Source organism: Viridibacillus sp. FSL E2-0187 (assembly GCF_038006425.1).
GTDB lineage: Bacteria > Bacillota > Bacilli > Bacillales_A > Planococcaceae > Viridibacillus > Viridibacillus arvi.
Window position 1 is genome coordinate 1,769,998 of the sequence record NZ_JBBOVG010000001.1, and the last position, 24,912, is coordinate 1,794,909.

At 35.8% G+C, this 24,912-nt stretch carries 27 protein-coding genes; 21 read left to right on the forward strand and 6 right to left on the reverse strand.

From position 1 onward, the window contains the following. Positions 1–65: 65 nt before the first annotated feature. The 4 genes from MHH85_RS08525 to argH all read left to right on the forward strand — a co-directional run bounded on the left by MHH85_RS08525 (position 66) and on the right by argH (position 4,664). On the forward strand, positions 66–1,010 hold the full coding sequence (locus MHH85_RS08525; protein WP_340706686.1) for an MBL fold metallo-hydrolase: 945 nt from the start codon (positions 66–68) through the stop codon (positions 1,008–1,010). After that, on the forward strand, positions 997–1,749 hold the full coding sequence (locus MHH85_RS08530) for an SDR family NAD(P)-dependent oxidoreductase (RefSeq protein WP_340706687.1): 753 nt from the start codon (positions 997–999) through the stop codon (positions 1,747–1,749). Before MHH85_RS08525 ends, MHH85_RS08530 begins: the two co-directional genes overlap by 14 nt. A 336-nt stretch (positions 1,750–2,085) precedes the next feature. Next, positions 2,086–3,294: an argininosuccinate synthase gene (locus MHH85_RS08535; RefSeq protein ID WP_038182061.1), complete on the forward strand. Its 1,209-nt coding sequence runs from the start codon at positions 2,086–2,088 to the stop codon at positions 3,292–3,294. Beyond that, positions 3,291–4,664 carry an argininosuccinate lyase gene (gene argH, locus MHH85_RS08540; RefSeq protein ID WP_340706688.1) on the forward strand — a complete coding sequence of 458 codons (1,374 nt, stop codon included), beginning with the start codon at positions 3,291–3,293 and terminating at the stop codon, positions 4,662–4,664. Before MHH85_RS08535 ends, argH begins: the two co-directional genes overlap by 4 nt. A gap of 139 nt (positions 4,665–4,803) precedes the next feature. On the opposite strand, the gene MHH85_RS08545 is transcribed toward argH, so the two are convergent. Together MHH85_RS08545 and MHH85_RS08550 are read right to left on the reverse strand one after the other, a co-directional pair. Then, positions 4,804–4,962: a hypothetical protein gene (locus tag MHH85_RS08545; protein ID WP_340706689.1), complete on the reverse strand. Its 159-nt coding sequence runs from the start codon at positions 4,960–4,962 to the stop codon at positions 4,804–4,806. Positions 4,963–4,992: 30 nt separating this feature from the next. Then, the gene (locus MHH85_RS08550) at positions 4,993–5,292 is read right to left on the reverse strand and encodes a hypothetical protein (RefSeq protein ID WP_340706690.1); all 300 of its coding nucleotides are present in this window, start codon (positions 5,290–5,292) and stop codon (positions 4,993–4,995) included. A 188-nt stretch (positions 5,293–5,480) separates the two neighbouring features. Between MHH85_RS08550 and MHH85_RS08555 the strand changes: the two genes are divergently transcribed. The 8 genes from MHH85_RS08555 to MHH85_RS08590 all read left to right on the forward strand — a co-directional run bounded on the left by MHH85_RS08555 (position 5,481) and on the right by MHH85_RS08590 (position 15,374). Beyond that, entirely contained in the window at positions 5,481–6,944 is a 1,464-nt protein-coding gene (locus MHH85_RS08555; protein WP_403979113.1) for a spore germination protein, read from the forward strand. A gap of 29 nt (positions 6,945–6,973) precedes the next feature. Then, positions 6,974–8,053, forward strand: a complete 1,080-nt coding sequence (locus tag MHH85_RS08560) for a GerAB/ArcD/ProY family transporter (RefSeq protein ID WP_340706692.1) — start codon at positions 6,974–6,976, stop codon at positions 8,051–8,053. Then, the gene (locus tag MHH85_RS08565; protein WP_340706693.1) at positions 8,050–9,162 is read left to right on the forward strand and encodes a Ger(x)C family spore germination protein; all 1,113 of its coding nucleotides are present in this window, start codon (positions 8,050–8,052) and stop codon (positions 9,160–9,162) included. Before MHH85_RS08560 ends, MHH85_RS08565 begins: the two co-directional genes overlap by 4 nt. 268 nt (positions 9,163–9,430) lie before the next feature. After that, the gene (locus MHH85_RS08570; RefSeq protein WP_053415500.1) at positions 9,431–11,191 is read left to right on the forward strand and encodes an ABC transporter transmembrane domain-containing protein; all 1,761 of its coding nucleotides are present in this window, start codon (positions 9,431–9,433) and stop codon (positions 11,189–11,191) included. Further along, positions 11,184–12,971: an ABC transporter ATP-binding protein gene (locus MHH85_RS08575; RefSeq protein ID WP_340706694.1), complete on the forward strand. Its 1,788-nt coding sequence runs from the start codon at positions 11,184–11,186 to the stop codon at positions 12,969–12,971. Before MHH85_RS08570 ends, MHH85_RS08575 begins: the two co-directional genes overlap by 8 nt. A 755-nt stretch (positions 12,972–13,726) precedes the next feature. Further along, entirely contained in the window at positions 13,727–14,437 is a 711-nt protein-coding gene (locus tag MHH85_RS08580; RefSeq protein WP_193739734.1) for a cytochrome c biogenesis CcdA family protein, read from the forward strand. A 60-nt stretch (positions 14,438–14,497) separates the two neighbouring features. Beyond that, on the forward strand, positions 14,498–14,860 hold the full coding sequence (locus MHH85_RS08585; RefSeq protein WP_340706695.1) for a response regulator: 363 nt from the start codon (positions 14,498–14,500) through the stop codon (positions 14,858–14,860). Between the two features lie 22 nt (positions 14,861–14,882). Beyond that, a complete protein-coding gene (locus MHH85_RS08590; RefSeq protein ID WP_340706696.1) occupies positions 14,883–15,374 on the forward strand; it encodes a CcdC family protein in 492 nt (163 codons plus the stop codon). A gap of 49 nt (positions 15,375–15,423) precedes the next feature. Here MHH85_RS08590 and MHH85_RS08595 read toward each other — a convergent pair whose 3' ends face one another. Continuing rightward, positions 15,424–15,852 carry a DUF2621 domain-containing protein gene (locus tag MHH85_RS08595; protein WP_053415494.1) on the reverse strand — a complete coding sequence of 143 codons (429 nt, stop codon included), beginning with the start codon at positions 15,850–15,852 and terminating at the stop codon, positions 15,424–15,426. A gap of 116 nt (positions 15,853–15,968) precedes the next feature. Here MHH85_RS08595 and MHH85_RS08600 point away from each other — a divergent pair, with 116 nt between their 5' ends. The 4 genes from MHH85_RS08600 (at position 15,969) to MHH85_RS08615 (ending at position 17,324) form a co-directional block, all read left to right on the forward strand. Further along, positions 15,969–16,190 carry a DUF1659 domain-containing protein gene (locus MHH85_RS08600; protein WP_340706697.1) on the forward strand — a complete coding sequence of 74 codons (222 nt, stop codon included), beginning with the start codon at positions 15,969–15,971 and terminating at the stop codon, positions 16,188–16,190. Between the two features lie 23 nt (positions 16,191–16,213). Then, on the forward strand, positions 16,214–16,435 hold the full coding sequence (locus tag MHH85_RS08605) for a DUF2922 domain-containing protein (RefSeq protein ID WP_340706698.1): 222 nt from the start codon (positions 16,214–16,216) through the stop codon (positions 16,433–16,435). 72 nt (positions 16,436–16,507) lie between these two features. Further along, a complete protein-coding gene (locus MHH85_RS08610; protein ID WP_083446074.1) occupies positions 16,508–16,633 on the forward strand; it encodes a YvrJ family protein in 126 nt (41 codons plus the stop codon). Between the two features lie 94 nt (positions 16,634–16,727). Then, entirely contained in the window at positions 16,728–17,324 is a 597-nt protein-coding gene (locus MHH85_RS08615; protein ID WP_340706699.1) for an SCO family protein, read from the forward strand. Between the two features lie 44 nt (positions 17,325–17,368). Here MHH85_RS08615 and mscL read toward each other — a convergent pair whose 3' ends face one another. Then, the gene (gene mscL / locus MHH85_RS08620) at positions 17,369–17,743 is read right to left on the reverse strand and encodes a large conductance mechanosensitive channel protein MscL (RefSeq protein ID WP_038182025.1); all 375 of its coding nucleotides are present in this window, start codon (positions 17,741–17,743) and stop codon (positions 17,369–17,371) included. A gap of 206 nt (positions 17,744–17,949) precedes the next feature. Here mscL and MHH85_RS08625 point away from each other — a divergent pair, with 206 nt between their 5' ends. The 3 genes from MHH85_RS08625 to MHH85_RS08635 all read left to right on the forward strand — a co-directional run bounded on the left by MHH85_RS08625 (position 17,950) and on the right by MHH85_RS08635 (position 20,946). Beyond that, entirely contained in the window at positions 17,950–19,389 is a 1,440-nt protein-coding gene (locus MHH85_RS08625; RefSeq protein ID WP_340706700.1) for an MDR family MFS transporter, read from the forward strand. Between the two features lie 42 nt (positions 19,390–19,431). After that, entirely contained in the window at positions 19,432–20,127 is a 696-nt protein-coding gene (locus MHH85_RS08630) for a lytic transglycosylase domain-containing protein (RefSeq protein ID WP_340706701.1), read from the forward strand. 258 nt (positions 20,128–20,385) lie between these two features. After that, the gene (locus tag MHH85_RS08635; RefSeq protein ID WP_340706702.1) at positions 20,386–20,946 is read left to right on the forward strand and encodes an AAA family ATPase; all 561 of its coding nucleotides are present in this window, start codon (positions 20,386–20,388) and stop codon (positions 20,944–20,946) included. Positions 20,947–21,047: 101 nt separating this feature from the next. Here MHH85_RS08635 and MHH85_RS08640 read toward each other — a convergent pair whose 3' ends face one another. After that, the gene (locus tag MHH85_RS08640; protein ID WP_193739724.1) at positions 21,048–21,296 is read right to left on the reverse strand and encodes a GlsB/YeaQ/YmgE family stress response membrane protein; all 249 of its coding nucleotides are present in this window, start codon (positions 21,294–21,296) and stop codon (positions 21,048–21,050) included. A 63-nt stretch (positions 21,297–21,359) separates the two neighbouring features. Then, complete coding sequence (locus tag MHH85_RS08645; protein ID WP_340706703.1) at positions 21,360–21,920, reverse strand: cysteine hydrolase family protein; 561 nt, start codon at positions 21,918–21,920, stop codon at positions 21,360–21,362. Positions 21,921–22,299: 379 nt separating this feature from the next. On the opposite strand from MHH85_RS08645, the gene MHH85_RS08650 reads away from it, so the two are divergent. After that, positions 22,300–23,475 carry an alanine racemase gene (locus MHH85_RS08650; protein ID WP_340706704.1) on the forward strand — a complete coding sequence of 392 codons (1,176 nt, stop codon included), beginning with the start codon at positions 22,300–22,302 and terminating at the stop codon, positions 23,473–23,475. Further along, positions 23,463–24,809: a D-arabinono-1,4-lactone oxidase gene (locus MHH85_RS08655; RefSeq protein ID WP_340706705.1), complete on the forward strand. Its 1,347-nt coding sequence runs from the start codon at positions 23,463–23,465 to the stop codon at positions 24,807–24,809. Before MHH85_RS08650 ends, MHH85_RS08655 begins: the two co-directional genes overlap by 13 nt. Positions 24,810–24,912 lie beyond the last annotated feature (103 nt).

Consider the following 24,912-nt stretch of genomic DNA (forward strand, 5'->3'; position numbering starts at 1 on the left):
ACGATTTCTAGCTTATCTTGTACAATGAGGTGAATAGCTATTCATTTTTGTAGGGGGTTTTTGAAATGTTTCATAAGATTATTACACCAACGCCATTTGCAGTAGGGACTGTAAATTCCTATTTATTAAAAGGGGACGCATTATCAATTTTTGATGTGGGTACAAAAACGCCCGAAGCGTATGAGGCATTAGAATTGGGTTTAAAAGAAGCGGGCTATCGCTTTGAAGATATAGAACAAGTCATTTTAACGCATCATCATCCAGATCATATGGGGTTAGTCGATGCATTTCCAAACGCAAAAGTATTAGGTCATGTCTACAATGATGCTTGGCTACGCAGAGATCCGGTATTTCTTGCTTCCCATTTCGATTTTTATATGGACCGTTTAAAGGAAGAAGGCGTACCAGAAGAATATTTTCATTGGGTAAAGAAAATGACAAGATCAACGGATTTTGTAGGCACTCGCCCTTTAACCTCCATTTTACATGACGGAGACGAAGTACCAGGACATCCAGGTCTTATAGCGATGGAAACATTAGGTCATGCGCAAAGTCATTTAGCTTTTTGGCATAATGAGAAGAAAGCGATGATTGGCGGAGATTTGCTCATTGGCCATGTTTCGTCTAATCCATTAATTGAGCCACCTCTTAATCCTAAGGCTAAACGCTCAAAATCGCTATTACAGCAAAATGCTTCATTGAAAAAGTTATTAACTTTACCGATTGATGTCCTTTATAGCGGTCATGGGGAAGATATTCGTAATGTACATGAGCTAGTAAAAGAAAGACTTGAAAAACAGCATAAGCGTGCGATGAAAGTGTACGGAATGTTAGAAGGTGGTCCGAAAACTACATTTGAACTGAATATTGAGCTGTTCCCATATGCTTATGAGAAAGAATTAGGTTTAACATTATCAGAAACAATTGGTCAGTTAGACTACTTAATCGATGAAGGACTTGTTAAAGAGAAGATGAATGATAAGGGCGTTTATCTTTATGAACAAGCTTAAAACCATTCTTGTAACAGGTGCGACAAGTGGAGTTGGTAAGTGTATAGTTGACATTCTTGCGACTCAAGGGCATACAATCATTGCAACTGGGCGCTCACTAGAAGCTTTGCAATCTTTTACTGCTCCAAATATTCAAACGATTCAAGCTGATCTTTCTCCTATAGAGGGTATTCATGAACTAGTAAAAAAAATGCCTCCAATTGATATTGCCATATTCTCTGCTGGAGTTGGAACGTTTGCATATGCAACAGACTTAACGGATGTTGAAATAGAACAAATGCTTCATGTGAATATTCAAGCACCTATTATTCTAACAAAGGCGTTATCACCCCAAATGATAGAACGTAAAAAAGGTCAATTTGTTTTCATTGGCTCTCAAGCAGGGAAGGTAGCAACACCGAAAGCTTCAGTCTATGCTGCGACAAAACACGCAATCATAGGCTTTACAAATGCACTTCGTATGGAGCTTGCCCCATTTAATATTCAGGTGACAACAATCCATCCAGGTCCAATTGATACACCTTTCTTGGACCATGCGGATCAAACTGCTACATATCGTGATGCAATGAAAAATGTCTTATTAACACCAGAGCAAGTAGCTGAAGCGACGGTCAAAACAATTGGCCGCAATGTTAGAGAAGTCAATTTACCGTCGTATATGGCGATTTCAAGTAAACTATACGCGGTAGCGCCGTCTCTAGTTGAAAAATTAGGGAAGCGATTTTTTAATAAGAAGTAAAATGATTATGAATATACATTGGTGTGTGAATTATCATTCATGACATTAGTATTCAGATAATGATTTATGCAGAAAAAACTGCATAGAGTGCATAATTAATTTTATTCATTAAGAGAGCTGTTCTAGTAGAGAATTCTACTGAGGATAGCTCTTTTTCTTATACACAAAAGGGTTTTGTGAGTATTCATAATCGTTTTATATGGATTTATTAGAAACTTTAAATATTTTTTAATAATGCAAGAAAATACACTTGTATTCATTTTTATTCCATGCTATGATAAGTGCATAAATATTAAATAAAAACGTATAAACATACAAGACGCGGAGGAATGTCACATGGCTAAAAAAGTAGTACTTGCATATTCAGGCGGTTTAGATACATCAGTTGCGATTCAATGGTTAATCGATCAAGGTTACGAAGTAGTAGCTTGTTGCTTAGACGTAGGTGAAGGTAAAGATTTAGATTTCGTTAAAAAGAAAGCATTAGAAGTTGGTGCGATTGAATCTTACATGATCGACGCTAAAGACGAGTTCGCTGAAGAGTACGCATTAATCTCTCTTCAAGCTCACACTTGGTACGAACAAAAATATCCTTTAGTATCAGCTTTATCTCGTCCACTTATTTCTAAAAAATTAGTAGAAGTTGCTGAACAAACAGGCGCAGTTGCTGTAGCACATGGCTGTACTGGTAAAGGAAATGACCAAGTTCGTTTCGAAGTTTCTATTAAAGCATTAAACCCAGATTTAGAAGTTCTTGCACCAGTTCGTGAATGGGCTTGGAGCCGTGAAGAGGAGATTGAATACGCAAAATCAAAGAATATTCCACTTCCTATCTCTTTAGATTCACCATTCTCAATCGACCAAAACTTATGGGGCCGTGCTAACGAATGTGGTATCTTAGAAGATCCTTGGGCTACACCTCCAGAAGAAGCGTACGAATTAACAGTATCACTAGAAAATGCTCCAGACACTGCTGATATTATCGAAATTGAATTCGAACAAGGTGTGCCAGTAGCAATTGACGGTGTTTCTTATAAACTAGCTGACTTAATCTTAAAATTAAACGAAGTAGCTGGTAAACATGGCGTTGGCCGTATCGACCATGTTGAAAACCGTTTAGTTGGTATTAAATCACGTGAAGTATATGAAATCCCTGGTGCACACACTTTACTATTAGCTCATAAAGAATTAGAAGATATTACTCTAGTAAAAGAAATCGCTCATTACAAACCAGTAATTGAGAAAAAATTAACTGAACTTATCTATGAAGGTTTATGGTTCTCGCCATTAAGAACTGCATTAGAAGCATTCTTAAAAGAAACACAAAAATTTGTCAATGGTACAGTTCGTGTGAAACTATTCAAAGGTCATGCAATTGTTGAAGGACGTAAATCTCCTAACTCTCTATATGACGAAAAACTAGCAACATATACAAAAGATGATGAATTCGATCATGCTTCTGCAGTAGGTTTCATCGAACTATGGGGTCTTCCAACAAAAGTGAACTCTATGGTAAACAAAGGAGAAAAGAAGGTGCAAGCATGAGTGGTAAACTATGGGGCGGACGATTCCAAAATTCTGCAGAACAATGGGTAGATGAATTCGGGGCATCCATCGGGTTTGACCAACAGCTTGTAACTGAAGATCTTGAAGGCAGTATTGCTCATGTTACTATGCTTGGTGCTTGTGGCATTTTATCACAAGATGAAGTCAACACGATAAAAGATGGTCTCCATCAACTACAACAAAAAGCAACTGAGGGCTCTCTTGAGTTCTCAATTGCTAATGAAGATATTCACTTAAATCTTGAGAAAATGCTAATTGATTTAATTGGTCCAGTTGGTGGTAAATTACATACTGGCCGTAGTCGAAATGACCAAGTTGCAACAGATATGCACTTGTTCCTTAAAAAGCGTGTGCAAGAGGTTATTTCTTTAATAGAAGCTTTCCAAAAAGCGATTGTTACGCAAGCAGAAGATAATATTGATACACTTGCACCTGGTTACACGCATTTACAGCGTGCACAGCCAATCTCATTTGCACATCATTTGATGACGTATTTCTGGATGTTAGAACGTGATAAACAACGTTTCCAAGATTCATTGAAACGTACTGATATTTCGCCACTTGGATCAGGTGCTCTTGCTGGTACGACTTTCCCGATTGATCGAGAAATGAGTGCTGAGCTACTTGGTTTCTCTGCTGTTTATCAAAACAGTATGGACGCAGTAAGTGATCGTGATTTCATCGTTGAGTTCTTAAGTAATGGTTCACTTTTAATGGCACATTTATCACGCTTTGCTGAAGAAATTATTCTGTGGTCAAGTGAGGAGTTCAAATTCATCGAGTTAGATGATGCGTTTTCTACAGGCTCAAGTATTATGCCACAAAAGAAAAATCCTGATATGGCGGAGTTAATCCGTGGTAAAGCAGGTCGTGTTTACGGTAATTTAATGGGTTTACTAACTGTTTTAAAAGGAATTCCATTAGCTTATAACAAAGACATGCAAGAAGATAAAGAAGGTATGTTCGATACATTGCATACAATTGTCGGCTCACTGAAAATCTTCGAAGGAATGGTTCGTACAATGACTGTTGCAAAAGAAACATTGCATAAAGCAGTGCATCAAGATTTCTCTAACGCAACCGAACTTGCGGATTATTTAGCAACAAAAGGTATGCCTTTCCGTGAAGCACATGAGGTTACAGGGAAACTTGTATTCCTTTGCATCCAACGTGGTATTTACTTGTTAGATCTATCAATTGAAGATCTGCAAGAAGCAAGCTCATTAATCGAGGCAGATGTATACGATGTATTAGCACCAGAAGCAGCTGTGCAACGTCGTCACTCATTAGGTGGTACTGGTTTCGAGCAAGTAAAAATTCAAATTGCAAAAGCCAAAGAATGTTTATAAAAAATAGATTGGATGACTGTTCACAGAGGGGAACCGATTCCATAAGTTATGGGCATACATATATGTTCCAGCAAAGCCAACTTCTAGAGGGAAGTTGGCTTTTTGTATTTGTTGATGAAAGTTTTATCATTCATTTCTGCTAGTTTTCAATTACTTCAAACAGATCGTTATGTATCCTTACGAAATACGCATCTAATAATTTTTCTAATTGATTCTTAAAGTTGAAATACTCATCATTTGCTTTGTTAATTACGGAATAAAATTCTTGTTCCAGCTCTGTAAAGGCATCTTCATCCATTTCTTCATGCTCCAAAATGAGAAAAAGACGTCACATTTCTTCGCCATATGCGCTCATAATACGACCATACCTATTGGCACCAATTTTTTCAAGATTAGCTGTGAGATCGGAAATATATTTGGATATCCCTTGTTCTTGTATGTATTCCCATCCCCAATTGAATAAACTTTCGTGACCACCACTATCCATTTCAGAGAAATAGTTATAAACCATAAAGGCTTCCTTATAAATTTTTTCATCTTCAGGAAAATCTCCGCTTAACACATTAATAACAGCATTCCATATATCAACATGGTTTGATAAATCCGTTTTCTTCATTTTTGGTTTCATACAATTTCATCCAATTAGTAATTAATATGTATTCTGCTACTTAATTTACTACTTTAGTATAACGAAGAATTGAATTATTACGAACTAACTTCAAAAGGATGTATGAAAGTCTAGCTACGTTTCCAAAAAACTTATGGCATACATTTTTAAAAAAATGGGCAAACTAAGTAAATATTTAAGAAAGGCGTGTGGTACTTTTGAAATTTAAATTGGTACGTACCACGAAAGTTGAACAGCTTATTAAAAAGCCTAACAACACGAAAAATCAGGCTGAGCAAACCATTGAAACTTTAAAGAAAAATACACGCAACATAGATGATGTTTTATTCAGAAAAATCCCTACAGATGAAGGTGTTGTTACTGTCATTTATTCCTCATCACTTGTAGAGAAAATGACGCTTCAATCGATGGTTTTTATTCCTTTAGCTAATCACATAAATCAAATTCACCAAGTAGCTGAAGTAATCGACCCATCTGATCTTAAAGGCGTTACAGCAAAGCTAGACTCTGGACAAACGCTACTGTATTTCCATCAAACAAATACAATATTAACTATTGATACATATAGTGCGCCAACACGTGCTATAACGAGTACGATGACAGAGTCAACGGTTATTGGACCACAAGATGCGTTTTCAGAATCATTAGAGACAAATATATCTTTAGTTAGAAGACGTATTCAAAATCCGAAGTTGAAAAATGAAGATCAAACCATTGGAACAGAAGCGAACATAAGAATTTCAATAATGTATATGGAGGATACTGTAAATAAGGGGAATTTAGAAACTTTAAAAAAGCGAATCAATAAAGTTGATTATCCTGCATTTACAGATATTTCCGTGTTAAAGCAATTAATTGAAGATAATCCTTTATCACCATTCCCACAGTATTACATGAGTGTACGACCGGATAGTATTAGTCGATATCTTATTGATGGTAGAATTGTTATTTTCATGGATAATAGTCAAGCTGCAGTCGTTTGTCCTACAACATTTTTTGAAATGTTTATCTCTGTTGAAGATTATTACAATCGTTGGACAACGGCGTCTTTACTTCGAATGCTGCGATTTTTTGGTTTTTTCTTAACAATCATGATAACACCAATGTATATTTCTGCATTAACTTTTCATCCGGAGATACTGCCATATGAACTTCTTCTGAATCTTCAAGAATCAAGAAGTAAAGTTCCTTTTCCACCACTTTTTGAAGTATTGTTTATTGAATTAATTATAGAAGTTTTAAGGGAAGCTGGATCACGAATGCCTGCTAAAGTAGGTCAAACAATAGGTATCGTAGGAGGTATTGTAATTGGTACTGCAGCGGTAGAAGCCGGTTTAATAAGTAATATACTGGTAGTATTGGTTGCAACTTCTGCATTACTATCATTTCTTCCTCCAATTTTTTTAATGAGTAATACAAGTAGATTTATTCGTTACTTTTTTATTTTATCTGCAGGTTTGTTTGGTTTGTTTGGACAAATGCTGGCATTTGCTTGGCTAATAACGCATTTAGAAGGGTTAAAATCTTTGGGAACGCCATATTTGGCACCCATTATTCCTAGAAAGGCTTCAGATTTGTTGGATAGTATTATAAGATTTCCGACTTCATTATTAAAAAGTAAGACGGGCATTTCAAAATCACAGAAAAAGTAAATGTTTCAAAAGAATTGAGGTAGTTTAAGTTGAGTACAAATAAACAGAAATTTTTGAATAGATACCATGTTATCTTTTTGGTACAAAGCGTAATGATTGGTACTGGAATACTCACGCTACCTCAAAAACTGAGTGCTGTAGGCTATAGTCAAACACTTTTTCCTATCCTTTTTGGGGTAATTGCGAGTCTAACATTATTACCGATGATTTGGATGAATAGTAAGTATCCTAACGAAAACCTATTTCGGATCAATGAAATATTATTAGGGAAATGGTTAGGTAAGGGTGTAAATCTATTTATCGTCTTACAATTTTTGGTTTTTACATCAGGGATTATCAGTAGTTATATGCATCTTATACAAAGCACAGCACTTCCAGAGCAAACTATTACAGCACCTGTTTTCTTTTTTCTTTTATTACTCGTATATATAGTGCGTGGGGGGATTAGATCTGTAGCAAGGTTCTGCATCTTAACTTTTTTTATAACTATACCTATGCTTTATTTTCTTCGTTGGGCAATGGAAAAAGGAGAAATGAGTCATTTTCTTCCTTTATTCAATTTTAATGGCAAGGAATTTTATGATGCGATGAAAAAAGGCTATTTATCAATTTTAGGCTATGAATTAATTATGTTTTATTTCCCGAACATTATAGATCAAAAAAAAGCATATAAACATGCGTTAATAGGAATTTGGATAAGCATAGTTCTTTGTCTTATAACTACTGCAGTAAGTGTAATGTATTTTTCTGAATGGCAGTTAAAATATGTAGAGTTTTCAGTATTAAATTTGTTTAAAGCTGGGGAATTTTCTTTTATTGAACGAATCGATATTATTGGAATGACACTATGGGTCTTTCTCATTTTGTCTACAGTTACAGTGTATTTATGGAGTGCGAAGAGAGGGATAGATTCATTACTCTCTAAAGAAAGGAAAAATTATATTTACATTCTTGCACTGATCGTTTTCCTGATTGTGAAGATGCCTTTTCCTCAAGAATTCCAAGAAAAATTATTTTTAGCAAGCAATTATGTTGGATATGTGTTGTTAGTTTGGCCGATTTTTTTGGCCATTGTATATCTACTTAGGAAAAAGCAGGTGCAAACATGAACAGAAAAATTATTTTAATGTTTACTATTTTTGTTCTCCTTTTTTTGGTAGGTTGTTCAGAGAAAGAAGTAAAAGTACCATTAGAAGAAGTAGGTATGGTTGGTATAATGGCATTTGACTATATAGATGAAGATACAACTAAATTAACCGTAGCGATTCCACAATATTCGCCAGAAGCGCAACGGAATACACAAATATTTTCAGTGGAAACTGACTTAGTTTCTAAAGGAATTGTTAAAATAGAAAAACTTTCAGATAAAAAAGTTATATTAAACCAATTACGTGTTGTTCTTATTAATGAGGAATATGCACGTAAGGGAAGAGTGCAGAAAGTGATTCAGAATTTATATAGAGATGCTGAAGTTGGTAATAAAGTACTTATTGCAGTAGTTAATGGTAGTGGAGAAGATTTGTTAAAAGGACAATATCTGGATAAACCAAATATCAACTTTTATTTAAATGATTTATTACTGCCTAGTATCAATACTGCTTTTAATCCGAATACCAATATTCATGATTTTATCTACACAGTAACAAATCCAGTATTTGATCCAATCCTACCAATAATTGAAAAAATCGATGATAAAATCGAGATAAAGGGAGTCGCTTTGTTCAAAAATAAACATATGATCGAGAGTATAACACCAAGTGAAGCACTCATTATTCAAGCATTGCAAGGTAAAAAGAAACTGGCACCATTACCATTGGATTTAAATAAAGGTAATGGCAAAGAAGTAGTCATGCTCGATTTAATTGAAAGTAAGGTAAAAATAAAAAGTAATAAAAACCATGATTCTCCAAAATTAACTGTTTCATTAAATGTCAAAGGAACGCTTAGTGAATATAAAGGTAAAAGAGAGCATGAATTGAATACGCCAGAAAGTATAGCAATTCTAGAAGAAGATATTGATAAACAACTGAGTAAAGACATTGAAGAGTTTTTGAAGAAGCTTAAAGGTTTGAAGATTGATCCAATTGGTCTAAGTGAAAATTTCCGAATGTATTACAAAGGAAAATGGAATAACAAACTGACGGATGCAACAATTGCTAAGTTAAAAGTAGATGTCCATGTTAAAACGTCTATTATTAGTACAGGAACATTAAAATGAATTTGAAAACGTCTTTTGTGAGTGTAGGTACCTAGATATGGGGTCGGTTTGCACTTTAACTATCAATCGAAGTAACTAAATAACATAAAAGCAATAAGTAAACCCTTTAGGATTTGATAAATCGTAGAGGGTTATTTTTTTTGGCTCATTTTAATTAAACGTAAAAATAAAAAACATTTAGTAAAACGAAATTATTTTATTTTTTATCTTCAATCATTTCAGAATATTTGATAAACTGATATTTGTGAAGAAAAGAAGGTGAATAGAGATGAAGGTATTTTTTGAATTAGGTTGGTTCTTTAAAGAGCGTAAGAAGCAATACTTAGTGGGAATTTCGCTCTTAATCATGGTGGCAATGTTACAGTTAGTACCGCCAAAAATTATAGGTGTAGTCGTTGATGAAATTGGTGGTGGCAGCTTAACTGTTGGCTCTCTTGTTAAATGGTTGAGTCTATTAGCTGCTTCTGCAATTTTGATGTATGTGATTCGCTATTATTGGCGAATAATGATTTTCGGATCGTCTATGACACTAGCTAAAAGGCTACGGGCAAAATTATTTCACCATTTTACATCGATGGCACCGTCCTTTTATCAAAAGCGTCGTATAGGAGATTTAATGGCACATGCAACAAATGATGTTTCAGCTGTGCAGCAAACAGCGGGGAATGGTGTTTTAACCCTTGTAGATTCTATTACAACAGGGGGCTTTGTAATCTTGGCAATGGCCATTACGATCGATTGGAAGCTAACGCTAATCGCTTTAATTCCAATGCCCTTTATGGCGCTGTCAACGAATTATTACGGTAAACTTTTACATGCACGTTTTCATCATGCGCAAGCCGCGTTTTCGGACTTGAATGATAAAACGCAGGAAAGTATTACTGGTATCAAAGTGATGAAGACATTTGGTCAAGATAAAGAGGATATCGCAGATTTTAAACGTTTATCTGACGAAGTTGTTGCTAAAAATACACGAGTGGCTAAGGTGGATTCACTATTTGATCCAACAATTTCACTTGTCGTAGGTATATCATTTTTCTTAACGATCATATTTGGTGCTAAATTCGTTGTTGCTGGCGATATGACCCTTGGCGATTTAGTGTCATTTACATCGTACTTAGGTCTGCTTGTTTGGCCAATGTTGGCATTTGGTTTACTTTTCAACATTATGGAGCGAGGCAGTGCGTCATATGACCGGATTCAAAATCTATTAGCTGAGAAAATGGACGTAGAAGATAAAGAAGATGCTTTATCCATACGACCACAGGGAGATATCGAGTTTAATATTAATTCATTTACATTCCCTGGTGATGAGACACCGGCATTAAAAGATGTACAGTTCACGCTGAAACGTGGTGAAACACTCGGTGTTGTCGGCAAAACGGGGGCAGGTAAAACTGCGATACTAAAATTATTAATGCGTGAATTTGACGGCTATGATGGGGAGATTCGTTACGGAGACCATGTTATAGGAGATTACCAAGCAATAAAATTACGCGAAGCAATTGGCTATGTACCACAAGAGCATTTCTTATTCTCGGCATCCTTATATCAAAATATTGCTTTTACAAACCCTGATGTTGGTGAAGATGAAGTGACAAATGCAGCGCGAATTGCACAGATTCATGATGATATATTGCGCTTTACGGAAGGTTACAATACTGTTGTCGGTGAACGTGGTGTATCACTTTCAGGAGGACAAAAACAGCGTATTTCGATTGCACGAGCGTTGTTAATGAAACCAGAACTGCTCATTTTAGACGACTCTTTATCAGCGGTTGATGCTAAGACAGAAGAAGCCATTTTAGAGTCATTAAAAGAGGCTAGAACAGACGCTACGACAATTATTACGTCCCACCGACTAAGTGCGCTTGTTCATGCGCATCTCATCATCGTTTTGCATGAAGGGGCAGTTGTAGAAAAGGGTACACATGACGAGCTAATGGCACTGAAAGGTCGTTATTTCGAAATGTATCAATTGCAACAACTAGAACAACAGGTTGAAGAGGGGGTGAGTCAACATGAATGAAGAACAAAAAATCACCCTAACAGGTAAGGAACAGTGGCATGTATTAAAACGACTCCTTACATATTTGAAACCACATAAAAAGTCCATTGCAATTGCATTAATGTTACTCTTAATTACTGTTCTTGGAGATATCGTAGGACCATTGCTAATTAAAATATTTATGGATGATTATTTAACACCACGTCATTTTCCAACAAATACGTTAGTCATATTAGCTACCACATACATTGGCATTCAAATATTGAATTCGGTCATTAGTTATTTACAGATGCTTCGATTCAATGTACTAGCTCTAAAGGTAATACAGCAGCTACGAATAGATGTCTATTCGAAAGTCCATAAGCTAGGTATGCGCTATTTTGACAAAACACCAGCGGGCAGTATCGTATCTCGTGTTACGAATGATACGGAAGCTATTATGGAAATGTTCGTTAGTGTGTTAATTGGCTTCGTACAAAGCGGCTTTTTAGTCATCGGAGTATATATTGCGATGTTTGCATTAAACTGGAAATTGGCATTAGCAACAGTTATTTTATTGCCGATTCTATTCTGTATTGTCTATATCTACAGAAAATATAGTGCCTTTTATTATATGGATATGCGTGAGCGACTAAGCCAATTAAATGCCAAACTAGCAGAATCATTATCTGGTATGTCAATTGTGCAAGCTTTTCGTCAGGAAAAACGTTTCCGAGATGAGTTTGACGAGATAAATGAAAAGCACTATAAAGCAGTAATGAGTAGTATTAAGCTAGATGGTTTATTGTTAAGACCTGTAATTGACTTGGTCTATGCGTTTGGTCTGATTTTAATGCTGAGCTTTTTTGGGATAACATCCTTTAGTGAACCGGTAGAAATCGGTGTCATTTATGCATTTGTCAGCTATATTAATCGCTTTTTTGAACCGATTAACCAAGTCATGCAAAGACTTTCAATTTTCCAGCAAGCGATTGTTTCTGCATCTCGTGTCTTTACATTATTGGACGACAAAGAATTAGATCCACAGCAGTTAGATGATCCTTCGGTGAATATGTCAGACGGCCACATTGAATTCAAAAATGTAACATTTTCCTATGACGGTAAAACTGATGTGTTGAAAGATATTTCATTTACCGTTAAACCTGGTGAGACGGTTGCACTTGTCGGTCATACTGGAAGCGGGAAAAGTTCAATTATTAACCTATTGATGCGCTTCTACGAGTTTGAGAGAGGAGAAATTTTAATAGATGGCCAGTCGATTAAAAATTTCCCGAAACAAACATTGAGACAGCAGATGGGTTTAGTACTACAAGATCCATTCTTGTTTTACGGGAATATTGAAAGTAATATCAAACTCTTTAATGAAAATATGTCGGAAGAAGATGTCAAGGCTGCGGCAGAGTTTGTGCAAGCAGATCAATTTATAGAATCCATGCCAAATGGCTATAAACATTTAGTATCTGAACGCGGATCTACATTCTCAAGTGGGCAACGCCAGCTCATTGCTTTTGCAAGAACGATTGCAACGAACCCGAAAGTGCTCGTTTTAGATGAAGCAACAGCAACAATCGATACGGAAACGGAAGTAGCCATTCAAGCCAGTCTCGACAAAATGCGTCAAGGTCGCACAACAATTGCTATTGCGCACCGCCTAAGTACGATACAAGATGCAGAGCAAATATTAGTGCTCCACCACGGTGAGATCGTCGAGCGAGGTACACATCAAGAGTTATTAGCTAAAAATGGCTTGTATCATAAAATGTATCAGTTACAAAATGGATTAGTTCAAGAAGTAGGGTAGTGATAAGAGAGAATCTCCGGGAAGCCGTTGTTGGATAGCGGCTTTTGGGGGATTTTTTTGTTGGAGGGGATTTTAGGGGTGTGGGAGAGAGGGGGAGTAGTGTTAAAGGGAGCTCGAGTAGCGCTAAAAGGAGAGTGAGTAGCGTTAAAAGGAGAGTGAGTAACGCTAAAGGGAGCTCGAGTAACGCCAAAGAGAGCTCGAGTAGCGCCAAAGGGAGAGCGAGTAACGCTAAAGGAAGAGCGAGTAGCGCTAAAGAGCGCCAGTAACGCTAAAAGAAGCGCGAGTAGCGCCAAAAGGAGAGCGAGTAGCGCCAAAGAGCGCGAGTAACGCTAAAGGAAGCCCGAGTAGCGCCAAAGAGAGCGAGTAGCGCCAAAAGAAGCGCGAGTAGCACTAAAGGGAGAGCGAGTAGCGCCAAAGAGAGCGCGAGTAGCGCTAAAGAGGCCGAGTAGCGCTAAAGGGAGAGTGAGTAGCGCTAAAAGGAGCTCGAGTAGCGCCAAAGAGAGCGCGAGTAGCGCCAAAGAGAGCCCAAGTAGCGCCAAAGGAACCGCGAGTAGCACCAAAGGATCCCCAAGCAGCACCAAAGCCCCCCCCATCAAACAAGTTTTATCTCAAATTTAAAAAGCATATGCTAAAAAATAACTGTCGCTATTATCATTGCATAATTTTGTCATGAAAAATTCACAGACAAAAGAAAAGATATTTCTTGAAAAGTTTGGTACGATGGGTACAGAAACTTTAAGGAGCGACAACAAAATATGAATACTGATTTTAACTATTTTTTAGCTTTTGGTGCAGGTATTCTTAGTTTTATCTCACCATGTACGTTGCCGCTTTATCCAGCATTTCTATCATACATAACAGGTATGTCATTTGATAAGTTAAAGAATGACAAAGGAATGCTCCAAAAAACGGCTATTTTACACACATTGTTTTTCTTACTAGGATTCACAAGTATCTTCCTTATTCTGGGGCTAGCTACATCTTATCTTTCAGGGTTTTTCTTCCGATACGATGAATTGATTCGTCAAGTTGGTGGGATACTAATTGTTATTTTTGGATTAATGATTATTGGCGTCTTTACACCAGACTTTTTAATGAAAGATCGTAAATTCCAATTTAAAAATAGACCAGCTGGATTTATTGGTTCTTTCTTAATTGGTTTAGCATTTGCTGCAGGGTGGACGCCCTGTACTGGACCAATCTTAGGTGGTATTCTGTCATTAGCGGGTACAAATCCTGGATCAGGTATTTGGTATTTACTAACCTATAGTCTAGGTTTCTCTATTCCATTTTTCCTTTTATCATTCTTTATGACAAAATTAAGTTGGATTCGAAATCATAGTCAGAAAATCGTTAAAGTCGGCGGTTATGTAATGATAGTCGTTGGGGTGTTATTGTATTTTGATGGAATGACACTGATTATTCGACTATTGCAACCAATTTTCGGAGATTTCATGGGATTTTAATTGGCTAACTACACTTATTAGTAGTATAGTATTTTTAGTTTCAAATTAGGGGTTGAGTGTTTGACGAAGGTATTAGTAGTAGATGACACGATGTTCATGCGTCATGCTATAAAAACGATGTTAGCGGACTCAAGTTATGAAGTCGTTGGCGAAGCGATTAATGGTATGGAAGCAATTGAAAAGTATCGCGAATTATTACCAGATGTTGTAACGATGGATGTAACAATGCCGGTTATGTCGGGTTTAGATGCAACAAAAGTGATCATCGAAGAGTTTCCTGATGCGAAAATTATTGTAATTAGTGCATTAGGACAGCAAAAGATGATTTTACAAGCACTCTCGCTTGGTGCTAAGGATTTTATTACGAAACCTTTTGATCAGCAACGCTTAATGTCTACGATTGTAAAAGTAGTGGAATATTAGTTATGTGAGGAGAGGGTCTATTATGTTGAGTTCAATTCCTTCTCAATATATGGTCATAGGTTCAACTGTCGCTGTTGTCTTTATGGGGATTATGGCGATGACAGTGAGAGCTAAATCGGCTAAAAAACCTGCTAGTGCTAAGAAAATCATTATCCCACCAATTGCCATGTCTACTGGTGCATTAATGTTTTGTTTTGAATATTTCAGAGTACCTTGGCCACAAGTGTTAGAAGCAATTATAGTAGGAATTATTTTTTCAACTGTATTAATCGCGACATCTAAATTTCATATTGTTGAAGATGACATCTATCTAAAGCCGTCTAAAGCATTTTTCTTTATATTAGCGGGTTTATTGATTATCCGAACAATAGCAAAGATTTATCTAAGTGGTGCATTCCATTTAGGTGAACTTGGCGGTATGTTCTGGATTTTGGCATTTTCAATGATTGTTCCATGGCGAATTGCGATGTTAGTTCGTTATAAAAAGCTTGAAAAACAATTGCATGCAAAATAAAAAAGGTTCTTCTCTATGCGAAATGGAGAAGAGCCTTTTTATGTATTACTTAATCAAGAAGATGTTCGTACGGTGTTGTATCGATTTTCATTTGATTTAATTTTTTACGTAAAAATTTATGATCTCGTTTAGGTGAGGCGATGATATATCCTCTAATAATTAGATCAAATGTAATAGATGACGCTTTTTCTTCTAATGCCAGCTCTCCAATTTTGCCTGCTATTTTTTGCTTTGCAACAGGTCTAAATAAATCAGGAACAGGACTTACAAGCTCAGTTAATAAAGCTTTTGAGTCGTCACCCCATAAATGGATTGTCTCACCAACATAATGTTCTTCCCAATCCATAGCAGATTTACCATCTTCTTTAGGCATCCTTTTTAAGAATTTACGGAACATAAAGAATCCGCCAATTGCCATCAAGCCTATGAATAAAACTACCCAAATTAATATAAACCACAGAAACCAGCCAGTTAACAAAACTCTCACCTCTTCTATACTCTTATACCATTATAAAAGGAAGTTGTAAAAAATTCACCTGTTGTCTTCTTTTCTTTTAAAAATATCTATTTAATTAGTGAAAGGGGGTGAACAACATGGCAACTTTCAATTTTAGTAACGCAACACTGCGCTTGTCATTTGTAGTAGGTACAAATGATAAAGGAGAACCAGTAGAAAAGAAGAAAACGTACAATAATATTAAAAAAGGTGTACAAGTAGAGTCTCTAGTAACAGTGTCAAATGTAATTGCAGGTTTAACAAGCAATACTATGAGTAAAGTCGAGTTTAATGAATTACAAGAAGTACTGAGTGACTAATTTTTGAAAGGGAGGGATTGATAATGGCAAAAGTATTACAGTTGCAATTTAAAACTGCAAGTGACAAAAATTATACACTAAGCGTCGATGCACCAAAGGACTCACTGACCGAACAGGAAATTAGTAATGCGATGGTTGCAATAATCGACAGTGAAGTATTTTTAGTACGCGGCGAGCCTGTAGCAACGATTAAAGGAGCGCAAATAGTAGATCGCCAAGTGACGGAATATCTAGTACAAGCATAAAAAGAGGAGATTGTCTCGTCCGCCATCAAGGCTGATGGGGCAATCTTTTCTATTTGTAAAGGGGGGAATGAGATGGAGCAATGGCTGACGTTTATACAGGAAGTGGGCTTTCCAATTGTTGTATCATTTTACTTGATGCACCGTGTAGAGTCTAAACTAGAATCGATTCATGATGTGCTAGTCTCTTTAAAAGCATAATCATTCACAAATTTGTCTTAAACGAATACTACAGCCTTCTTGTGTTATTGTATACAATTCGTTAAGATTGTTTGTATGAAGGAGTGAATCACCCATGAAAAAAAGACATTTAACATTGCCATTATTATTAATTATTGCCTTAGTATTATCTGCATGTGGCAATGGGAAATTTAAAGCGGACGTAAATTACGAAATTAAACCTTTTGAATATACTAATCAGCATAACGAAAAAGTATCGTTAGATTCTTTAAAAGGTAAACCTTGGTTAGGCATGTTCATCTTTACGAAATGTACTACTGTATGCCCTCCAATGACTATGAATATGATAGATATTCAAAAATCTTTCCAAGACAAAGGGATAGAAGACTACAAAATAGTTGGATTTAGTGTTGATCCTGAATCGGATTCACCAAAAGTATTAAAAGACCATTTAAAGGACTATCCAGTACCGGATGATTCAAAATGGGATCTATTAACAGGGTATTCACAAAAAGAAATTGAAAGCTTTGCAGCTGAATCATTTAAAGCATTTGTCAAAAAAACTGATAACACAGATCAAGTTACGCATCAATCAACTTTCTTCCTAGTTGACCAAAATGGTGTTATTGTAAAAACTTATAGTGGTTATCAAGATGTACCTTTCGATACAATTACTATCGATATGGAAACATTAATTGAAGATGGTAAATAATAAAACGAGCGATTCTATAGAATCGCTCGTTTTTGTTTTCTATGTTATGCTTGCTTGTCTTTTAATAAATCGCGAATATCTTTTAATAATTCTTCAGTAGTAGGTGCTGGTGGTGCTTCAACAACAACTTCTTCTTTTTTCTTCTTAAGACTCAATTTAGAAATGATTCGAATGAACATGAAAATTGAGAAAGCAATGATGAAGAAGTCGAGTGCACTTTGTATAAAATTACCGTATTTTATATCTTTGTAATGTAAATCAGTGAATGACACTGTGCCAAGTAATAAAGAAACAATCGGAGTAATAATATCATTTACTAACGAAGTTACGATCTTACCGAATGCACCCCCGATTACAACCCCGACAGCCAAATCTATTACGTTGCCTTTTAAGGCGAACTTTTTAAAATCTTCCCACATGTATATGTACCTCCTAAATAATTGAGTAACAAATTTAAAGCTAAAATGGTTCTTATGTCCATTTATACTAATACCCATTTTTTTATAGTATCAAACCTCTTTGTCATAAACTAGCGAAAAATTACTCATATAGGTAATTCTTTGATTTCGTGTTATAATATTTTGTTTAGTATGACTGTATTACATTTTTAGAATTGAGGTTTTATATGAATAAAGTATTTATCGCCGTATTACTTGCAACGGCACTAGCAGCGATTGAAGGAACGATTGTGGCAACGGCAATTCCAAGCATTACTACGGATTTGTCAGGTGTTGAGTTAATTAGCTGGATCTACTCAGCTTATTTACTAACATCAGCTATTGCGACGATTATTTTCGGTAAATTAGCAGACTTATTTGGTCGAAAAAAGATGATCATTATCGGGATATCTATTTTCTTATTAGGCTCATTATTATGTGGTCTAGCACAATCGATGGAGCAGTTAATCGTATTCCGTGCAATTCAAGGGATTGGTGCAGGTTCGATTTTACCGATTACATTAACGATTGTCGGAGAACTATTTGATACTGAGAAAAAACGTGCAAAAGGCCAAGGTTGGATTAGTATGGTCTGGGGCGTATCGGGTGTAATAGGACCACTTGTTGGTGGATTTATTGTTGACCAATTAACTTGGCATTATATTTTCTTATTAAATATACCGTTTGGTTTAGGATCTATTTTCATGATTGCGAAATACTACGAGGAAGAAGTACAAACAGCGAAGCGTAAAATCGATTATGCTGGAGCGCTATTTTTCTCAATTGGGATGGTTGCATTACTCTATACAATTATTGAGGGAAGCAATACACAAAATTGGTTTGGCTCTAAATCGATTATTTTATATGCAGTAGCAGCTATTGCACTATTGATATTTGTTCGAGTGGAGCTAAAAGCCGAAGAACCAATTGTACCACTTTCTTTATTTAGAAATCGTCGCTTAAATATAGTAAATGGTTTAACGCTATTTGTAATGGCGATTGTCATTAGTATTTCGGCATACTTGCCTATATTTGCTCAATCGGTTTTTGGCAAGAATGCAACGCAGGCCGGTTTAATGTTGACGCCATTATCTGTTATGTGGACAGTAGGAGCAATATTAGGTGGGAATTTAATAGGGCGTCTAACTAATAAGACGATTATTCAAATCGGTACAGGGTTGTTAGTAATAGCTACATTTATCTTAACCACTTTATCTGCCGACTCAAATGAGATACTTGTTTATGTTGGTACAGGGTTATTAGGTGTTGGTATGGGCTTAATAGCACCAATGTTAATCATTGCTGTACAAACTTCTGCTAATAAAGACCAGCTTGGTACATCTATAGGCTTGAATTCCTTTATTAATACATTTAGTCAATCCGTTGGGGCAGCAATTTTTGGTATGTTGTTTAATCTAGCAACAAGCGAAAAACTTGCTAGCTTTGGTAAAGGTGACATCAATTTAAATGGTCATTTCGATACAAATATATTTTCTAGTGAAGAAATTGGTCAACTGGTCGATATAATAGCTAATGGTATTCGTGTCGTATATTCAGGTTCTTTTGCATTTGCGATTATCGCATTTGTTTTAGCGTTCTTTATTGCAAGAAAGAAACCAATCCAATAGTCGATAATATTCCTTAATAATGTGATGATAGGTGTTTAGAAAATGGTAAATAAAAAGAAGCAACAATTACATATGAAATTGAAGCTCTGGCTGATCATTTTACTAATCCCGGTATCGATTGCACTTTATACAACGACAATCATCATGTGGCAGCAGTTAAAAGAATTGCCGATTATTAAAAAACTTGGTGCTGAAGATATGAAAGATATTCCAGCATTTGATATCGAAATTCCAAATAAATATATTCCAATTTATCAGAAGGCAGCAAAAAAATACAATATTCCTTGGACGTTACTTGCGGCACATCATCGCATCGAAACACGATTTTCGACAATGAAAACGCTAGAATCACCTGTTGGCGCTGTAGGTCATATGCAATTTATGCCTTGTACTTTTGTTGGCTGGAAACATCCTTCTTGTAAAGACCTTGGAAAAGGCAATATTCAAAAGAAGGAATTGACTGATCCTAAAATCATTAATAGTTATGGTGGTTATGGAGTAGATGCAAATGGGGACGGACTAGCAGATCCATATAATATTGAAGATGCTATTTATAGTGCTGCCAATTATTTGGCAGCTAGCGGCGCAGCAAATGGTAAGATAAAAAAGGCTGTATATCATTATAATCATGATGACGAATACGTAGAGAATGTACTCTATTATTACAAACTCTATGATAAACATAAAAAAGAGCTCGTTTTTAATAGTAAAATTGCTTTAGATGCTTCAAAAAAATAGAGCTAGTATCATTAGCTCTTCTAAAAAATAAACTAAAAAGAGTACACCGCTGTTTATAAAGTGGTGTGCTTTTTTTGTATAAAAGATATTAGTCGCTGAACACTACTGATATTTAGCGAATTTGAAATAGATGAATAAATTAAAAGGGTTTATTTAGGGGATGTTGAATGTATTATGATTGTAGAAATTAAGTACCAAGTTGCTTTATAAAGAATAGGGGATGTATTTTCCAGACTATTAACTAAGGGAAGGTGAATTATGAAATTTGTTCTGATATTCGGACCACAAGCAGTTGGCAAAATGACAGTAGGGTATGAATTAGAAAAAATTTCTGACTTAAAACTTTTTCATAATCATATGACAATAGAATTGGTTAATCCTTTTTTTGAATACGGAACTAAAGAAGGGAATAGATTAGTAAAATTATTTCGACAGGAAATATTCGAAGAAGTATCTAAAAGTAATCTGTATGGTTTGATATTCACCTACGTGTGGGCTTTTGATCTTAAAGCAGACTGGGATTACGTACAGGAAATCTGTCAGCTTTTCGAATCTAAAGGTGGTGTGGTTTACTTTGTAGAATTAGAAGCGGATTTAGAAGAAAGAATTGACCGAAACAAAAGCCCTTACAGACTACAAAATAAACCAACAAAAAGAAATATAGAGGAATCTGAAACTGATTTAAGAAGAACAATGGAAAATTATAGGTTGAATTCAGTGGCAGGTGAAATCAAGAAGGAACATTACATAAAAATTAATAATACAAATATGAGTGCTGAAATAGTTGCTGCAATAATTAAAGATAAGTTCAATCTATAAAATATCCTTGGAAAAATATTTGCAATTAGAGAAGATAATAAATACAAAAAGGATAGATAAGGCAAATATATTTTGCCTTATCTATCCTTTCCAAATGCACATTACTTGTTCATGCCTCTTAAAATTAAACTTGCGACGAAGACTAAAATTACGCCACCGATAATTGAAGGGAAAACGTAGAAGCCTTGAACTTCCCAGCCCCATGAACCAAGCAATTTCCCACCAAGCCAAGAACCTAAAATCCCAGCTACCATATTACCTATGATTCCTCCGGGTATATCTTTACCTAATATTAATCCAGCAATCCAGCCGATTAATCCACCTACAATTAAATATAAAATAACACTCATTATGATCACTCCTTTAGATGTATATTATTCGTATAGCCCTAATGAAGTGATTTTAAACCTTTTTTATGATTTAAATGCGATTACCTCTGCACCAAGTGTGTTTTTGAAGTGGTTTAACGCCCATTTGTGACCTTTTTCGTCAAAGCTTGCAACACCATTTTCGTAGATATAAGTTTTGAATCCTTTGTTGTATGCATCTACAGCAGTATGTAGTACACAAATGTCCGTGCAAACACCGACTAAGTGAATTTCTCGAATGCCTCTTTCAGCTAAAAGTTGATCTAAGTTTGTACCAGCAAATGAGCTGTAGCGTGTTTTATCCATCCATAGAATGTTATTTTGATCTTGATGATCTTTAAAAATATTTTGTAATGAACCAAATAGTTCTCTTCCTTCAGTATCTCGAATATTATGAGGAGGGAACAGTTTAGACTCTGGATGATATTCATCATTTTCTTCGTGTAGATCACAAGAAAAAACGATGAACTCTCCATCTTTTATAAATTGTTCTGTTAGTGAAGCAATGGTTTGTTCGATTTTTTGACCAGCTTTTCCGCATGTTAAAGCTCCATCATCTGCTACAAAATCATTCGTATAATCGATTACAAGTAAAGCTTTATTCATATTATAATGACCTCCAAATATGTCTTTACATATATCATTACATAGAGAAGTGAAATTGTCATATAAAACTTATAAGTTTGAATTTTTTGCAAAATAAGTTGATTGTGATTATAATATGGAAAAAGAAGGGGGAAGTACTTATGAATCAAACCTTAAAGAAGAAATTTAATAAACAAGGATTAGTATTTGTGCTAGTACACACAATTTTCTTCTTAAATCTTACTGTAGATTTATGGGAGATTCGTTAGTCGCTGTCAAGTTGAAAATGATTATGATTATTCAAATGTCCTTTTAGCAGGAAAAGTAAAACATCATTATTAGATGGGTTTCTCGCTAAAGGGGCATTTTTGTTTTTAATATATAGATAGGGTGTGAGGCAATGTCAACGTTTGATCGTGCCTTTGAACATTTGGAGTGTCCATTTGCGTGGATTGATTTAGATGCACTTGATGCAAATATCAATTTTATCAATCAACATTCAAACGGAAAAAACATTCGAATTGCAACAAAATCGATTCGCTCGAAAGATCTTCTTACTTATATTGCTTCAAAGGTACAAACTTTTTCAGGATGGATGACATTTACTGCTGAAGAGACGTTGTATCTGATAAATGAGGGGTTTGATCATTTTCTTATTGGCTATCCCGTATTAGAACCGACGAGTACTAGAAAGCTAGTAACGTACGTGAAAGATGGAAAGGACATTACCTTTATGGTAGATGATGTGAGACAAATTCAATTTTTGCAAGACATTGCAAGTGAATACGACACATCTTTACATATTTGTATCGATATCAATCTTTCAATGAAAACTCCCTTTATTTACTTTGGGACAAGGCGTTCATCGTTACATTCTTTACCACTATTAACACAATTCCTTTCTCAAACATCAAATTTTCCGAATATTGTAGTGAAGGGCTTGATGGGCTATGAGGCGCAAATTGCTGGAGTAATCGATAAACCATTACAAAAATGGCAAGCACCGATGATCCGATTTTTGAAAAATAACTCGAAGAAAAAGTTGGCAGTTTTTCGAAAACAAGCTGTTGAGGAGTTATTGAAACGTTTTTCGACGATAGAAATTGTTAATGGTGGGGGTTCAGGGAGTTTACAATACACAGCAGCTCAAGAAGAAGTGACAGAGGTGACAGTAGGATCTGCATTTTTTGCACCTGCACTTTTTGATCATTATCATACGTTGAATTTAAAGCCAGCAGCAGGTTTTGCGTTACGTGTCACGAGAAATCCTGCTCCGAATATCGTTGTTTGTCATGGAGGAGGATATATTGCTTCTGGTGCTATAGGCAAGGACAAACAACCAATGCCTTATGATGCAGAAAATTATAATTTTTTTGATTTGGAAGGTGCAGGTGAGGTGCAAACGCCTCTTCATACACAAAGTGGTCATCAAATAAATATTGGGGATAAGGTCTATTTTCGTCATGCTAAGGCAGGAGAGTTATGTGAGCGCTTTCTTCGTCTGGAAGCGAAACGAAAAGATCAATATATTGATAGTTTTGCAACTTATAGGGGGGACGGGAAATGTTTTCTGTAAAAGATTGGATTGATCAAAAAGAATGGACAAATTGGTCAGGCAACGTGGTCAGTAAACCATCTAGATCCTTATTGCCACTTTCTACTGAACATCTATCGCAAATAATAAAAAAGGTGAGTGAAAATGGGCAAACGCTTCGAGTAACCGGTGCTGGACATTCCTTTAGCCCTGTAGCAATGCCTGATGATATAGCGGTATCTCTACACAATATGCGAGGATTAATCAATGTCGATCAGGCATCAGGAGAAGTAACTTTATGGGCAGGTACCTATTTATATGAAATAGGGCCGATGCTAAAGGAATATGGACTAGCGCTTCAGAATATGGGGGATATTCAGGAGCAAACGATAGCAGGAGCTGTTTCAACTGGAACACACGGTACAGGTATCACACTTGGATCCATTTCAAATCAAGTGATTGCATGGGGTTTTGTAGACGGCCTAGGAGAATATCATGAACATAAAAGGGCAGATGATGAATTGTCGAATTCCTTACATCTATCACTAGGATTGTTAGGGGTTCTTGTTCAAGTTACACTTCAAACTATTCCATTATATAGCTTGAAATGTATTTCAACACAATCTATTTTACCAGTGGCATTACAGGATTGGTCACAATTGATACGAGAGAATCGCCATTTAGAATGGTTTTACTTCCCTGGCAGTGAGAAAGTACAAGTGAAGATGATGAACATGATACCAATAATTGAACAATCGAAATCATCAAAAGTTATTGAAAGTGTTAAAACTCAATTTGTAGAAAATGGTTTGTTTTATTTGATGTCAGAGCTGTGCCGAAAACAACCAAAAAGAACTGCGCTCGTCAGTAAAATTTCTGCTTCTAGTGTGCCAAACGGTGTAAAAACTGGACTTAGTTACGAGATTTTCCCAACACCCCGTCATGTTAAGTTTTTAGAAAGTGAATATGCGATACCATTAGAACACTTTGAAGCATGTATGGAAGAGATCCATTATACGTTACTATCACATCCATTCCGTGTACATTTTCCGATTGAATGCAGAACGGCGGCAGGTGAGATGGGCTATTTAAGTCCAACAGGAGGAGTAGAATCAGCATTTTTAGCATTCCATATGTATAAGGGAATGGATGAGAAGCCTTATTTTAGATGGGTACAACATCTAATGACGAAGTATAACGGTCGACCTCATTTCGGAAAAGTGAACGCATTAACTTCAGAAAGAATGCTAGAATTATATCCGAATTTGCCGAAATTTTTAAATCAACGTGACAAATATGATCCAAATAACGTTTTCATGACAGCTTATTTTAAGACGTTATTTACAAAAGTAGAGTGCGAAAGTCTAATAATGTAACACCTTCCTAGCTCCATTCCATTCGTAACATAACAATGGGATGGGGCTATTTTAATATCTAAATTAATACAATTTAAAAACTTTTCTAAAAATTTAAAAATTG